This is a genomic window from Nocardia asteroides, assembly GCF_021183625.1.
Classification (GTDB): Bacteria; Actinomycetota; Actinomycetes; order Mycobacteriales; family Mycobacteriaceae; genus Nocardia; species Nocardia asteroides_A.
The window spans coordinates 3,178,762-3,192,398 of sequence record NZ_CP089214.1 but is presented as its reverse complement, the minus strand read 5'-3'; the positions used below and the strand labels follow the sequence as shown (position 1 = coordinate 3,192,398).

Genomic DNA, 13,637 nt, shown 5'->3' with positions numbered 1-13,637 from the left:
ACCCCCGACACCCCGTTCCTCCGGCAGAAAGTTCGTACCCGATGAACAACCCGTTCGATGACGACGATGCCCAGTTCTACGTCCTGATCAACGACGAGGGCGAGCACTCCCTCTGGCCCGTCTTCGCCGCCGTCCCCGGCGGCTGGACCGTCGCGCACGGCGCCGCCGCCCGCCGCGAATGCCTGCACTACGTCGAAACCCACTGGCTCGACATGCGCCCCAACTCCCTCATCACCGCCATGAACGCCCCCTGATCCACCCGAATGCGGGGCGCGCGGGCCACATCCCCTTCCGCCCGCGCGCCCCGACCCCGCCGTGTGCGTCGCTCAGATGGGCTCGCAGTGCCTCCAGGCTCCGTCCTCGTGCACGTACCGGACCGTGAGCGGTCCCCCTCGTCGTCTCTGGCGGCCTTGACTTGGACGGTTACCGACGCCGTGGTTCCGGAGATTGCCACTGCTGGCCGAACTCCGCCGATGCACTCGCGATTTCTTCTTCCGGTGAGGCCGGATCCGACCTCAGCGCGAACACCGGGACGAACCCGGCGATGCTCAGGATCACGGCGGCGGCCAGCCCGAGGACGACAGTCCTGGTCCGCGCGGAGGGATGAGGGATACCGCTTGGACTGGATGCCGGCCCGTCGTCCACCCACAGCGACCAGCCGTCGGGGGGACCCCAGGATGGATCCGGACTCCACCCGGGCTCGGCGCCCACCCGGGCGGCATCGGTGGCCAGTTCGGCGGCTCGGCAGCAGATTCTTCGGCACAGTAGCGCTGCGCGATGCGTCGTTATGTCGGGCGAACGGCTGATTTCCTCCGCGGAGCATTGTCCCGAGAATGGGTTCGGCCGGTTCTCGTCAGCGATCACGACATCAGGAGGGGTCAGTCATGCGTCGTGCTGTGGTGCAACGGGCAGCGCTGCTGATGACAGCGATCGGTGCTGTCGCGGGATGCGCGTCCGGAGCGGGTGATTTCCCAGGTACGACCTCGACTCTGACCGTCGTACGGACCACGAACGCGGTAGCCGCCGTGGATTCGAACTGCGGCAGCCTGACCTATCCGCAAACCGGCAACCGGGTCACCGTCACCGTTGCTACCGGGCGACTCACCTGTGCCGAAGCCCGGGCGGTCTTCGATCGCTATCTCAACGACTCCACGGTGTCCCATACCGGGAACACCTGGGCCGCGGAGTTCGACGGCTGGATCTGTGTCACGCCGACAGCGACCGCCGCGCAGATCGAGCAGATCGCCGGTGAATGCGACAGGGACGACGCGAAAATCGTCGCCCGTTGAGCGCCGCCCCGCGGACACCTCTCCGATCGACAAAGGACGTGGCGATTTGCGTTTCATCGGATCGATAATGATGGTGGTGGCCGCTGCGATGGCGACCGTGCCCGCGTGCACCAGCGAAATTCCCGGACGGGCGCTTCCCGCACCGGCTGCGGCAGGCGCCGTTGCCCCGGTGGCTTCGACGTCGGAGGTGGCGCTCGACATTCATCCGATCGGTGCCGGACTCGATGAATCGACCGGCGAAATCTACCTCCTGGCGCAGGACGTGATCGTCGCCCTCGATTCGAAGGCCACTGTCAACGGCCGCGTCGCCATCCCCGGTGCCGACGACATCGCCTTCGATTCGACGCACCACACCGCCTGGGTCACGCACAACGCGCGTGCCAACGATCCGGCCGACCGTGTGGTCGAGCTCCTCGACACCCGGAGCAAGCAGCGGATCGGGTCGGTCGAGGTCTTGCATCCGGCTCTTGCTGTCGCGGTCGACACCTCGGCGAATCGTGCCTTCGTCGTGCACCGACCCGACGACCAGACACAGATTCCCGAACTCCGCGCCTGGGTGTCGGTTTTCGACACCGCGACGAGACGCCTCATCGACACCGTCGAACTGCCCTTCGCCGCTTACGAGATCGAGATCGATCCGGAAACGCACGTCGCCCTCATCGCAGGGTGGATGACGGCAGTGGTGATGTCCACGCAAACCCTTGCCATCGATCCCACCCCCAGTCTTTCCTCCAGAAGCAGTTCGGTGACGATTGCCGTCGACTCACGAGACGGCACCGGCTATGCCGTGTCCGACGACGTGTTGTCCGTCATCGCGCTCGACAGCAACAGCGTCACCGATATCGCCATCGGCTGGGAGGACGGTCGGATGGCACCCGGACCGGATGAGACGTTGCTGGTCACGGATTTCGACGACAACTCCCTGATGGTGATCGACCCGGCGAGCGGTGTGGTTCGTTCCCGAATCCCGGTGAACACCGAATCGTTCGGGGTCGTCAGCACGCCGGATCGGCGAACGGTGTACGTCTACAGCCAGGCGGCCGAATCCGTGACCGTAGTCGAATTCTGATCGACGCGCCCGAACCCACCGGCGAGCGGTTGGCCGATGTGCTCGCTGCGATCAGGCCCCTGCGATCCGCATGACGAGGGCGAACGCTCACGCCCGCCGGTCGCCGGTGGCGGTGGTCATGCGATCCCGCCATTCGGTGACGGCCCCACCTCGGCGGGTGCCGAGGGTGGAGTCGAAGCGGCGGGCGCGTTTGGCGACGGTGAGGCCGACGTAGGTGTTGTGCCCGGTGATGGCGGCGGTGGCGACGGCACAGGCCTCGTCCACCTCGCCCCCGGCGAGCAGCGCGGTGGCGTGCTCGAAGCGCACCAGCGCGGGCTCCATGGTCTCGGAGGGGTCGTAGGCGGCGAGCGCCTCGGCGGCGGCCTGCTCGGTCTGGTCGACCAGGCCGAGCCGGGCCGAGCCGATGGCCCGGTAGAAGGCGAGCTTCTCCGGCCGGAAGGAGAAGATGCCGAGCGGCATCTCCTCCGGCTTCGCCACCGCGAGCGCGGCTGCGGCCCGGTCGATGCAGCGCGCGAAATCGGCGGCTTCGCCGAGTTCGGCGTGCGCCCGCGCGGCCAGGCTCCAGAGCCAGGCGGTGGCGGGCCCGCGGTCCGGGTTCTGCGCGAGCCGAGGCGCGAGCAGCGAGAGCACGTCGCGCGGACGGTCGCTGTAGGTGGGCAGGTAGCCCGCGCCGGCCAGGGCGATGTCCTCGGTGTAGCGGTCACCGATGTCCTGCGCGGCGTGCGCGGCGGTGGTGTACCACATCTTGGCCTGGCCGAAATGGCCGTCGTTGAAGAGGATCTCGCCGACGACGGTCGCCAGCCGCCCCGCGGTGCGCACCAGCCTGGCCTGCGCCGCTGTGGTCTGCCGCTCGGCGAGACAGCCGCGCACGATGCGGAACTGCTCCAGCGCACCCGGCAGCAGCTCGCGCGGCGGTACCTGCACCGCGCGGGTGCCGAGGTGGGTGGCGGTCTCCTCGAGCACCACCAGCCTGCGCTCGCTGATCGAGCCCGCGTCCAGCGCCGCGAGCATGCGTTCGGGTTCCGCGGCGACGAGCGCCGCGGCCTGGCCGGCGATTCCGACACCGGCATAGGTCAGTAGTTCACGCCTTCTCACGTCGTCCTCGACTTCCTTGTCGAGCCCGCTTTCGAGCTTGGGTTCCGGTTCGGCGATTGCCTGCGTGAACCGGGCCCTCGCCTCGGCGTCCGCCTCGGCCAGCACCCTGTCCAGCAAGCGCCTGCTCGCATCGTGCATCCGCGTGGTGCGGCCGTTCTCCCACAACCCCACGGTGCGTGGTGTCACTCCCACCAGACGGGCGAACTCGTAACGGCTGCGCCGCATTGCCGCGCGCAGCGCCTTGACGTGTTCACCCTTCCAGTCGACTTCGAGCATAGGTGCCGCCTCGTCCGCAACCGGTCGTTACAAGCGAAAAGTACTCGCAATTACCGTATTCGGGACTGGTTTGCGCGTACTCACCGCGTGCACCCTGGAAAGCGCACCCGGTGCCGGGGGTTGTGCCCGAACCCTTTCGGTGGACGCCCTTTTCGACCGGAGCCCGCGCGCGGTCCGATCCAGCCGCCCCCGGCTCCTCCCGCGCCACCACGGCGCCGGGTGCACACATCGAGCAACACCGGAGGTGGACCATGGACGTACTCGCGCCGGATACCCGCGAACTGTGGTTGATGCAGAGCCGCGACTGCGCCGCCGAGCCGCCGCCGCTCGACGCCGCGCGGGCCCGTTTCGTGCTGGCGGTGCACGCCGGGCACGGCGCCGGGTGCAGGCAGTTCCTGGCCGCCGCGGCCTTCACCTACGGCGCCTACCGGGACACCGCCCGAGCCTGAGCGGCACGAACCCGGCGCCGCATGAGGGGCGGCGCCGGGTTACGGCCCGCGCCGGCTGCCGGCGCCGAGCGCGGGCACGGCGTCGCCGCCCCTACGCGGCGTTGCTGAGCGTCTCGAACTCGCTGTCGGAGAGCGTGATCCCCGCCGCCGCGATGTTCTCCTCCACGTGCGCCACCGTCGAGGTGCCCGGAATCGGCAGCACCACCGGCGAGCGCCGCAGCAGCCAGGCCAGCGCCAGCTGGGCGGGCGTCGCCCCGTGCTCGGCGGAGATCGCGTCCAGCGGCCCGCCCGGCCTGGCCAGCTCGCCGGTGGCGATCGGGAACCACGGGATGAAGGCGATGTTCTCCGCCTCGGCGTACTCCAGCACCTCCTCGTCGGCCCGGTTCGCCAGGTTGTACAGGTTCTGCACGGAGACGATCGGCGCGATCTCGCGCGCCTCGCGCAGCTGCGCGACGTTCACCTGGGATACGCCGATGTGCCGGATCTTGCCCTCCTCGCGGAGCAGCGCCAGCTCGCCGAGCTGGTCGGCGAGCGGCACCTTCGGGTCGATCCGGTGCAGCTGGTAGAGGTCGATCCGGTCGACGCCGAGGTGGCGCAGGCTCAGCTCGGTCTGCTGGCGCAGGTACTCGGGGCGGCCGACCGGCCGCCAGTCGCCGGGCCCGGAGCGGGTGAGCCCGCCCTTGGTGGCGATCACCAGGTCGTCGGCGTACGGGTGCAGCGCCTCGCGGATCAGCCGCTCGCTGACGAACGGGCCGTACGAGTCGGCGGTGTCGATGAAGTTCACGCCGAGCTCGACGGCGCGGCGCAGCACCCGCACCGCCTCCGCCGGGTCGCGCGGGTCACCCCAGACGCCCTCGCCGGTCAGCTGCATGGCGCCGTACCCGAGCCGGTTGACCGGCAGGTCGCCGCCGAGCGCGAAGGTGCCGGACGCATCGGCCGGTCGGGACTCCACATCGGTGCTCATCACAGATCCTCTCGTCGTCGGTACCCCTCGGGTCGCAACCGGGGGAGCGGCCCGGATGTTCCCGGTCCCGCGCCGATGAATCCGGGCGGCCCGCCACGTCGGAACCGGGGAGGAAGGGAGAACCATGTCCGAGAACGAAATCCGCACCGTGATCGAGAACTGGGTGGCGGGCATCCAGGCCCGCGATCTCGCGGCCACCCTGGCGAACCACACCGACGACATCGTCATGTTCGACGTCCCGCCGCCGCAGAACGGCGTCCGCGGCACCGCCGAGTACCGCGCGTCCTGGCCGCCGTTCTTCGAGTTCATCGCGAGCGGCGCCCGCTTCGAGATCGTCGAGCTCCAGGTCACCGCAGGCGCCGAGGTCGCCTTCGCGCACGCCCTGCTGTACTGCGCCACCCCGGACGAGCTGCGCGCGCACCCGGACCGCCGCCTGCGCATCACGCTCGGGCTACGGCACGAGGGCGGCCGCTGGCTGATCGCGCACGAGCACCACTCGTACCCGCTGGAGGGCTGAGTCAGCCCCCGAAGAGAATGGCCCGCATGAGCAGGCAGACCCGCTCCGGCGAGCCGGCCGGGTCGGTGTCGAAGGCCCGGCCGAGATCCACCACCTGGGCGAAGGCGGCGTGTACCAGGAAGCGGGTCTCGGCGGAGCTGAGCTCGGGGCGCACGTCGCGCACCAGCCGGGCCCACTCCTCGACGCTGAGCCGCTGGATATTGCGCAGCACCGTGCGCTCATCGGCAGGCACGTGCTGGAACTCGGTGTAGTAGACGAAGGTCAGCGCGCGCTCGGCGAAGGAGCCGGCCACGTACTGCCTGATCAGCGTATCCAAGGCGTCCGCGCTGTCGGTGCTCGCCGCGACCGCGGGGCCGACGGCGCCGGAGACCCGGTCCGCCGCGCGCCGGAAGGCGGCGGCGAGCAGGTCGCTCTTGCCCCGGTAGAAGCGGTAGACCGCGGAAGCGGCGGAGAGCCCGGCCGCGGTCGCGATCTCCTCGACGCTGACGTTCGGGTAGCCGCGGGCGTGGAAGAGCTCGACCGCCTTGCGCAGCAGCAGCTCGTGCTTGAACGAGGCCGGGATCTCGGCCGGTGCGGGCAGCTCGGTGGCGACCGCGGGCGGAAGCTCGACCGCGGCGAGCGCGATGGCCGCGCTGCTCAGCAGCCGCTGGATGGTCTTCACCGGCAGCGCGGCGTGGTGGTCGGCGATGCTGGTGACGGCGCTCAGGATGGCGATGCAGAGCACCCGGACATCGGTCTCGGAGAGCTCGGGGCGCAGCGCGGCCACCTGGGTGCCGAGCGCGCGCAGCACCGTCAGCTGCTGCGCGTTCAACAGCGCCAGATCGTCCGGCTCCAGGTAGCGGCCCTCCCAGCGCACCAGGGTGACGGTGGGGCGGTTCTCGATGGTGGTGCTGATCAGCGCCTCGAGCACGTGCTCCAGCCGGGTGCGCGGGGGCGCGTCGGCGAGGTCGTCGGGCAGCCGCACCGCCGCGGTCATGGCGCCGCCGACCCGCAGCAGCTCCTCCTGGAAGAGCGCGTATTTGCTGGGGTAGTGCCGGTACAGCGCGGCGGAGCTGATGCCGAGCGCGGTGGCGATGTCCTCCATGCTGACGCCGTGGTAGCCGAGCGAGCCGAAGGCGGCCGCCGAGGTCGCCGCGATCTGGGCGCGCCGGTTCTTCGGCCGCCGCCGGATCTCCCGAGGTGCCGGGTCGCCGGTGACCGCCTTGCGCGTGCTGCGGCGATTGTCGACACTCATGCCGACATGGTATCGGTACGGCCCCCGGTTGCCCGCCGATGTGCCGACCGGATCCGCCGCTCGCGGCTCACTTCGCGGACGGCCGCTGCCCGGCGTACCAGTCGAGCAGCTCCGGGTCGTCGACCGCGCTGCGCTCGACCACCCGTCCCGCCTCGGCCCCCTGGAAAAGCTTCTTGATCGGCACCTCGAGCTTCTTGCCGGTGCGGGTGTGCGGGATGCCGGGCGCGAGGATCACCTCGTCCGGCACGTGCCGCGGCGAGACCTCGGTGCGGATGGTGCTCGCGATCCGGGCGCGCAGCTCGTCGGTGAGATCGGCGCCGGGGGCCAGGGTGACGAAGAGCGGCATCCAGTAGCCGCCGTCCGGTTGCTCGACGCCGATCACCAGCGCCTCGGTGATCTCCGGCAGCCGCTCCACCGACTGGTAGATGTCGGCGCTGCCCATCCGGATGCCGTGCCGGTTCAGCGTGGAGTCCGAGCGGCCGTGCACCACCACGCTGCCGTGCCCGGTGCGGGTGATCCAGTCGCCGTGCCGCCAGACGCCGGGGAAGGTGTCGAAGTAGGCGTCGTGGTAGCGGTGGCCGTCCGGGTCGTTCCAGAACCGCACCGGCATGGACGGCATCGGCGCGGTCACCACCAGTTCGCCGACCTCGTCGCGCACCGATTTGCCGTCCGGGTCGAAGGCGTCGAGCGCGACCCCGAGGTACGGCGCGGAGAGCTCGCCCGGCCACACCGGCACCGTGCGGGTGCCGCCCGCGAAGGCGCTCACCACGTCGGTGCCGCCGCTGATCGACGAGACCTGCACGTGTTCACCGGCGTTCGCGCCGATCCACTCCGAGGAGGCGGGCGGCAGCGAGGAGCCGGTGATGCCGACCGTGCGCAGCGCGGAGAGGTCGAACGCGGTGCGCGGCACCAGCCCGTCCTTGATGCAGGCGAGCACGTAGCCGGGGCTGGTGCCGAGCACGGTGCTCCCGGTCTCGGCGGCGATCCGCCAGAGCGCGCCCGGGTCCGGGTGCGTCGGGCTGCCGTCGTAGGTGACCACGGTGGCGCCGGTGAGCAACCCGGCCACCTGGAAGTTCCACATCATCCAGCTCGGGCTGGTGTACCAGAAGAAGGTGTCGTCGGGGCCGATGTCGGCGTGCAGCGCGACGGCTTTCAGGTGCTCGAGCAGCACCCCGCCGTGGCCGTGCACGATGCCCTTCGGCAGCCCGGTCGTGCCGGAGGAGAAGACGATCCAGAGCGGGTGGTCGAAGCCGACCGGCTCGGTGGTGATCACCGGCGGCTGTGCCTCCGTGATCGCGACGGCGTCGGCCCACGCGGTGACGTCATCGACCGGCAGCCCAAGCCGGGGCACGACGACGGTGCCGCGCAGCGTCGGCAGCCCGGCCCGCACCGCGGCCAGATCCGCGCGCTTGTCGTGGGTCTTCCCGCCGTAGGCGTAGCCGTCGGCGGCCACCAGCACCACCGGCTCCAGCTGCCCGAGCCGGTCCAGCGCGGCCTTGGGCGAGTAGTCCTGGCCGCACGCGCTCCACACCGCGCCGATGCTCGCGGTGGCGAGGAAGGCCACGATGGCCTCGGGAATGTTCGGCAGGTACCCGGCCACCCGGTCGCCGGGGCCGACGCCGAGCCCGCGCAGGGTGCGCGCGAAGGCGGCGGTGTCGTCGATCAGCTCGGCCCAGGAGACCTCGCGCGGCGCGTGCTCCTCGGTGATCTGCACGATCGCCGGGCGCTCCGGGTTCAGCGCGCGGACCACCTGGTCGACGTAGTTGATCCTGGTGCCGGGAAACCACCGCGCGCCGGGCATCTCCCGGCTCGCCAGCACCTCGCCGCCGATCTCGCCGAGCCGGAAGTAATCCCACAGCGTGTGCCAGAAGCCGGGCAGGTCGTCCACCGACCACTGCCAGAGCGCCGGGTAGCCGTCGAACTCGCGCCCGGCCCGCGCCCCGGCGAACCGGGCGAAATCGGTGATCCGCGCGGCGGCGATATCGCGCTCGGTGGGCACCCACTGTGGTTCCACTGCTGTCTCCTCAGTCGCTCGCGGCGCCGCCACGGCGCACGATCTGCTCGGCGTGCCGGAGCACCGGCCCGTCCACCATCCGGCCCTCGAACTGGAAGACGCCGCGATGGTTCGGCACCTCGGCCAGGACCCGGCGCGCCCAGTCCAGATCCTCCGGCGACGGCGCGTAGGCGCCGCGGATCACCGGGATCTGGCTCGGGTGGATGGCGACCTTGGCGTCGAAGCCGACGGCGACCGCGTCCAGCGCCTCCTCGCGCAGCCCGTCCAGGTCGGGGATGTTCAGGTAGACCCCGTCGAGCGCGAACTTGCCCGCCGCCTTGCCCGCGAGCAGCGTGCTGGAGCGCAGGTGCCTCGGCAGGTCGCGGTAGCTCCCGTCCGGGCGCCGGGTGGACTGCCCGCCCAGCGCGGCAACCAGATCCTCGGCGCCCCACATGATCCCGACGGCGTTCGGCTCGACCATGATCCGCTCGGCGGCCAGCGCGCCGCGCGGTGATTCGATCAGCGCGATCACGTCGAAGCCGTCGAGTGCGCGCAGCTGCTCCGGCGACTCGGCCTTCGGCAGCATGACGGAGCGGTAGTCGGTGCGGTGCACCGCACCGAGATCGGCCGCGTAGTGCTCGGTGTCGGCGCCGTTGATCCGGATCACGGTGGTCGCCGGGTCGAGCCGGGTGCTCAGCAGGGCTTCCCGCGCCGACTCCTTGTCGGCGGCGGCGACCGCGTCCTCCAGGTCGATGATCACCACGTCGGCGGCGGCGGCCGCCTTGGCGTAGCGGTCCGGGCGGTCGGCCGGGCAGAAGAGCCACCCCGGGCCGGTCACGTCGGTCATGCCGCTGTCTCCTTGGTGCGAACGAGGGTCTTCCGCACGGCCGTGACGACCACGTCGCCGTGCTGGTTGTAGCCGGTGTGCGCGAGGGTCACGATGCCCTCGCCCGGCCTGCTCTTCGAGAGCCGCTTCTCGGTGACCACGGTCTCGGCGTAGAGCGTGTCGCCGTGGAAGACCGGCTTCGGGAAGGCGATCTCGGAGAAACCGAGATTGCCGACCAGGGTGCCCTGGGTCAGCTGCGCGATGGAGAGCCCGATCAGCGTGGAGAGGGTGAACATCGAGTTCACCAGCCGCTGGTTGAACGGCGGCTGCGCGTCGGCGAAGGCGGCGTCGAGGTGCAGCGCCTGGGTGTTCATGGTGAGCGTGGTGAACAGCACGTTGTCCGCCTCGGTGACGGTGCGCCCCGGCCGGTGCTCGTAGATCACGCCGATCTCGAACTCCTCGAACCAGAGCCCGCGCTGGGTGATCCGCCGCGGCGCGCTCACAGCCCCAGCTCCCTGGCGATCAACAGCAACTGAACCTCCGTCGTCCCCTCGCCGACCTCCAGGATCTTGCTGTCCCGGTAGTGCCGAGCGACGGTGTATTCGTTCATGAAACCGTAGCCGCCGAAGATCTGCGTGGCGTCCCTGGCATTGTCCATGGCGGCCTCGCCCGCCACCATCTTCGCGATCGACGCCTGCTTCTTGAACGGCTTGCCCGAGAGCATGAGCGCGGCGGCGTCGTAGTAAGCGGTGCGCGCGGTGTGCGCCCGCGCCTCCATCCTGGCGATCTTGAAGGCGATGGCCTGGTTGCGCCCGATCGGCTTGCCGAAGGCATCCCGCTCGCCCGCGTACCGGACGCTCTCGTCCACACAGCCCTGGGCCGCGCCGACGGCGAGCGCGGCGATGGCGATCCGCCCCTCGTCCAGGATGCGCAGGAAGTTGGCGTAGCCGCGGCCGCGTTCGCCGAGCAGGTTCTCCTCGGGAACGCGGACGTCGGTGAAGCTCAGCGGGTGCGTGTCCGATGCGTTCCAGCCGACCTTGTCGTAGGCGGGCCCGGCGACGAAGCCGGGGGTGTCGGCCGGGACCAGGATGGTCGAGATCTCCTTCTTGCCGCCGGTGCTCCCGGTGGCTGGTGTTGTGCCGGTAACGGCGGTGACGGTGACCAGCCGGGTGATATCGGTGCCGGAGTTGGTGATGAACTGCTTGCTTCCGTTGATCACCCACTCGCCGGAGTCGACGGTGGCGGTGGTCTTCGTCCCGCCCGCGTCGCTGCCCGCGCCGGGCTCGGTGAGCCCGAAGGCGGCGAGCGCGCGGCCGCTCGTGAGCTGCGGCAGCCACTGCTGCTTCTGCTCCTCGGTGCCGAACCGGTAGATCGGCATGGCGCCGAGCGAGACCCCGGCCTCCAGCGTGACGGCGACGCTCTGGTCGACCTTGGCCAGCTCCTCCAGGGCCAGGCAGAGCGCGAAGTAGTCGCCGCCCATGCCGCCGTACTCCTCCGGGAAGGGCAGCCCGAACAGCCCCATCTCGGCCATCCCCGCCACCACCTCGTACGGGAAGCTGCGCGCGGCGTCGTGCTCGGCGGAGACCGGGGCGACGACGGCGCGGGCGAATTCGCGCACGGTCATGGCCAGGTCGCGGTAGTCCTCCGGTAGCGAGCCGGTGGCGAGGAAGTCGGTCATGCGGGTAGTCCTTCGATCGTCGACGCGGTGATGCGGGCGAGCACCTGGTCCAGCCGGACCTGGGTGCCCGGCGTCACCAGGAGCTCGACGGTGCCTGCGACCGGCGCCGTGAGCGTGTGCTCCATCTTCATGGCCTCCACCACGACCACCGGGTCGCCCGCGGCCACGGTGGTACCGGCCTCGGCGCCGATCGCGATCACCGAACCCGGCATGGGGCTGCGGATCTCGGCGTCGCCCTCGTGCGCGCCCGCCCCGCGCAGGGCGGTGCTCTCGGCGCGGCGGAGGGTCCGGGTGCCCGCGGGGCCTGCCAGCCAGTACCGGCCGCCGGCGGCGGCGACCAGGTACTCGTGGCGGACGCCGTCGAGGGTCAGGGTGAGGGTGGTGACCCCCGGTACACCGGCGACAGCTGCCGCGTCGCCGGTCCACCGCGGCCCGCCGGCGTACTCCGCGCCACCGCCCGGTGCCGTGCCGCCGGCGCGCGCCGCGCGGTGTCCGGCCGCGCCGGTTACCGGGGGCGTCCTGCGGTGGCCGGCCGCGCCCGTTACCGGGAGCGCCGCGCGGTGGAGAGCCGCGCCCGTTACCGTGACCGCCGCGCGGTGTCCGGCCGCGCCGGTTACCGGGAGCGCCGACGCGGTGAGCGTCAGCTCGGGGCCGTCGTCCACGCGCACGCGGGCCGCATCGGGCGTCCCGGTGATCCGCACCTCGCGGGTGACCCCGTCGGCGGCGAGCCGCGTCACGACCGGCGCGGGAGCGCCCAACCGCCACCCGGACGGCTGCGCCCACGGCCCGGCCCCCGGCCCCGGCTGCATGGCCAGCCAATCCGCGACCGCGGCGGCCACCACCTCGTCGTCGCTGACCTGCGCGGGCGCGAAATCCCCGACCCGCCGGTCGAGCAGCCCGGTGTCCAGGTTCCCGGCGACCACATCCGGATCGGCGAGCAGGAACCGCAGGAACTCCACATTGGTCCCCAGGCCGAGTACCACGGTCGCGCCGAGCGCCCGATCCAGCCCGGCCAGCGCCGCACCCCGATCGTCGGCGTAGGCGATCACCTTCGCCAGCATCGGGTCGTAGTCGCTCCCGACCACCGTCCCGGCGCGCAGCCCGGAGTCCACCCGCACCCCGGCGGGCTCGGCGACGGCGAGCACCGTCCCGCCGGTCGGCAGGAAGTCCCGCCCCGGATCCTCGGCGTACACCCGCGCCTCAACGGCGTGCCCGGTGAGCGCGATATCGCCCTGCGCGACCACCAGCGGCTGCCCGGCGGCGACCCGGACCTGGCACTCCACCAGATCCACCCCGGTCACCATCTCGGTCACCGGGTGCTCCACCTGCAGCCGGGTGTTCATCTCCATGAAGAAGAACTCGTCCGGCCGGTCCGCCGAGACGATGAACTCCACCGTGCCGACGCCCCGGTAGTCGACGCTGCGCGCGGTGGCGCAGGCGGCGGCGCCGATCCGCTCCCTGGTCGCCGCGTCGAGCAGCGGCGACGGCGCCTCCTCGATCACCTTCTGGTGCCTGCGCTGCAGCGAGCACTCCCGCTCGCCCAGGTGCAGCACGGCGCCGTGCGCGTCGGCGAGCACCTGCACCTCGATGTGCCTGGGATTGGTGACGAACCGCTCCAGGAACAGCGTGTCGTCGCCGAACGCCGCCGCGGCCTCGCGCCGCGCGCTGACCAGCGCCGCGGGCAGCTCGGCCGGGTCCGCGACCCGCCGCATCCCCTTCCCGCCGCCCCCGGCGGACGGCTTGACCAGCACCGGGAACCCGATCTCCGGCGCCGCCGCGAGCAGCTGCGCGTCGGTGAGCCCCGGCTCGGCGATACCGGGAATCACCGGGACGCCGAACCCCGTCACCGTCTTCTTTGCGGTGATCTTGTCGCCCATCACCTCGATGGCCCGCGCGGGCGGCCCGAGGAACACGATCCCCGCCGCGTCCAGCGCCGCCGCGAAGGCCGCGTTCTCGGAGAGGAAGCCGTACCCGGGATGCACCGCACCGGCGCCGGTACGCACCGCCGCCGCGACCACCAGGTCGACGGCCAGGTAGCTCTCCCGGGCGGGTGCGGGTCCGAGCCGGACCGCGACATCGGCCGCGTGCACGTGCGCCGCGTCCGCGTCGGCGTCGCTGTACACCGCCACCGAGCGCAGCCCGAGCGCGCGCAGCGTGCGGATCACCCGGACCGCGATCTCGCCCCGGTTGGCGACCAGGACCGTGTCGAAGGCCGGGCCGGCGGAGGTGTCGAAGAGGGAGGTCATG

13 protein-coding genes are annotated in these 13,637 nt (G+C 71.5%); 5 read left to right on the top strand and 8 right to left on the bottom strand.

Features of this window, described 5'->3' with window-relative positions; translation table 11 throughout:
• Positions 1-41 precede the first annotated feature (41 nt).
• From LTT61_RS15295 to LTT61_RS15285, 3 genes are all read left to right on the top strand, one after another.
• On the top strand, positions 42-254 hold the full coding sequence (locus LTT61_RS15295; RefSeq protein WP_233020628.1) for an MbtH family protein: 213 nt from the start codon (positions 42-44) through the stop codon (positions 252-254).
• A 630-nt stretch (positions 255-884) separates the two neighbouring features.
• On the top strand, positions 885-1,289 hold the full coding sequence (locus tag LTT61_RS15290; protein WP_233020627.1) for a hypothetical protein: 405 nt from the start codon (positions 885-887) through the stop codon (positions 1,287-1,289).
• A gap of 76 nt (positions 1,290-1,365) precedes the next feature.
• The gene (locus LTT61_RS15285; RefSeq protein ID WP_233020626.1) at positions 1,366-2,358 is read left to right on the top strand and encodes a YncE family protein; all 993 of its coding nucleotides are present in this window, start codon (positions 1,366-1,368) and stop codon (positions 2,356-2,358) included.
• 87 nt (positions 2,359-2,445) lie between these two features.
• On the opposite strand, the gene LTT61_RS15280 is transcribed toward LTT61_RS15285, so the two are convergent.
• Positions 2,446-3,729: a helix-turn-helix domain-containing protein gene (locus tag LTT61_RS15280; protein ID WP_233020625.1), complete on the bottom strand. Its 1,284-nt coding sequence runs from the start codon at positions 3,727-3,729 to the stop codon at positions 2,446-2,448.
• Positions 3,730-3,980: 251 nt separating this feature from the next.
• Between LTT61_RS15280 and LTT61_RS15275 the strand changes: the two genes are divergently transcribed.
• Positions 3,981-4,178 (top strand): hypothetical protein, encoded by a 198-nt coding sequence (locus tag LTT61_RS15275; protein ID WP_233020624.1) that lies wholly within the window; start codon positions 3,981-3,983, stop codon positions 4,176-4,178.
• A 91-nt stretch (positions 4,179-4,269) separates the two neighbouring features.
• Here LTT61_RS15275 and LTT61_RS15270 read toward each other — a convergent pair whose 3' ends face one another.
• Complete coding sequence (locus LTT61_RS15270) at positions 4,270-5,142, bottom strand: aldo/keto reductase (RefSeq protein ID WP_233020623.1); 873 nt, start codon at positions 5,140-5,142, stop codon at positions 4,270-4,272.
• Positions 5,143-5,266: 124 nt separating this feature from the next.
• Here LTT61_RS15270 and LTT61_RS15265 point away from each other — a divergent pair, with 124 nt between their 5' ends.
• Positions 5,267-5,659, top strand: coding sequence for a YybH family protein (locus tag LTT61_RS15265; protein WP_233020622.1), 393 nt, complete (start codon positions 5,267-5,269; stop codon positions 5,657-5,659).
• A 1-nt stretch (position 5,660) separates the two neighbouring features.
• Here the strand turns inward: LTT61_RS15265 and LTT61_RS15260 are convergent, their stop codons facing one another.
• From LTT61_RS15260 to LTT61_RS15235, 6 genes are all read right to left on the bottom strand, one after another.
• A complete protein-coding gene (locus LTT61_RS15260) occupies positions 5,661-6,893 on the bottom strand; it encodes a TetR/AcrR family transcriptional regulator (protein ID WP_233020621.1) in 1,233 nt (410 codons plus the stop codon).
• A gap of 67 nt (positions 6,894-6,960) precedes the next feature.
• Positions 6,961-8,907 carry an acetoacetate--CoA ligase gene (locus LTT61_RS15255; RefSeq protein WP_233020620.1) on the bottom strand — a complete coding sequence of 649 codons (1,947 nt, stop codon included), beginning with the start codon at positions 8,905-8,907 and terminating at the stop codon, positions 6,961-6,963.
• Between the two features lie 10 nt (positions 8,908-8,917).
• Positions 8,918-9,733, bottom strand: a complete 816-nt coding sequence (locus LTT61_RS15250) for an HpcH/HpaI aldolase/citrate lyase family protein (RefSeq protein ID WP_233020619.1) — start codon at positions 9,731-9,733, stop codon at positions 8,918-8,920.
• The gene (locus LTT61_RS15245) at positions 9,730-10,215 is read right to left on the bottom strand and encodes a MaoC family dehydratase (protein WP_233020618.1); all 486 of its coding nucleotides are present in this window, start codon (positions 10,213-10,215) and stop codon (positions 9,730-9,732) included. Before LTT61_RS15245 ends, LTT61_RS15250 begins: the two co-directional genes overlap by 4 nt.
• Complete coding sequence (locus LTT61_RS15240) at positions 10,212-11,390, bottom strand: acyl-CoA dehydrogenase family protein (RefSeq protein WP_233020617.1); 1,179 nt, start codon at positions 11,388-11,390, stop codon at positions 10,212-10,214. Before LTT61_RS15240 ends, LTT61_RS15245 begins: the two co-directional genes overlap by 4 nt.
• Positions 11,387-13,636 carry an acetyl/propionyl/methylcrotonyl-CoA carboxylase subunit alpha gene (locus LTT61_RS15235; RefSeq protein WP_233020616.1) on the bottom strand — a complete coding sequence of 750 codons (2,250 nt, stop codon included), beginning with the start codon at positions 13,634-13,636 and terminating at the stop codon, positions 11,387-11,389. Before LTT61_RS15235 ends, LTT61_RS15240 begins: the two co-directional genes overlap by 4 nt.
• Position 13,637 lies beyond the last annotated feature (1 nt).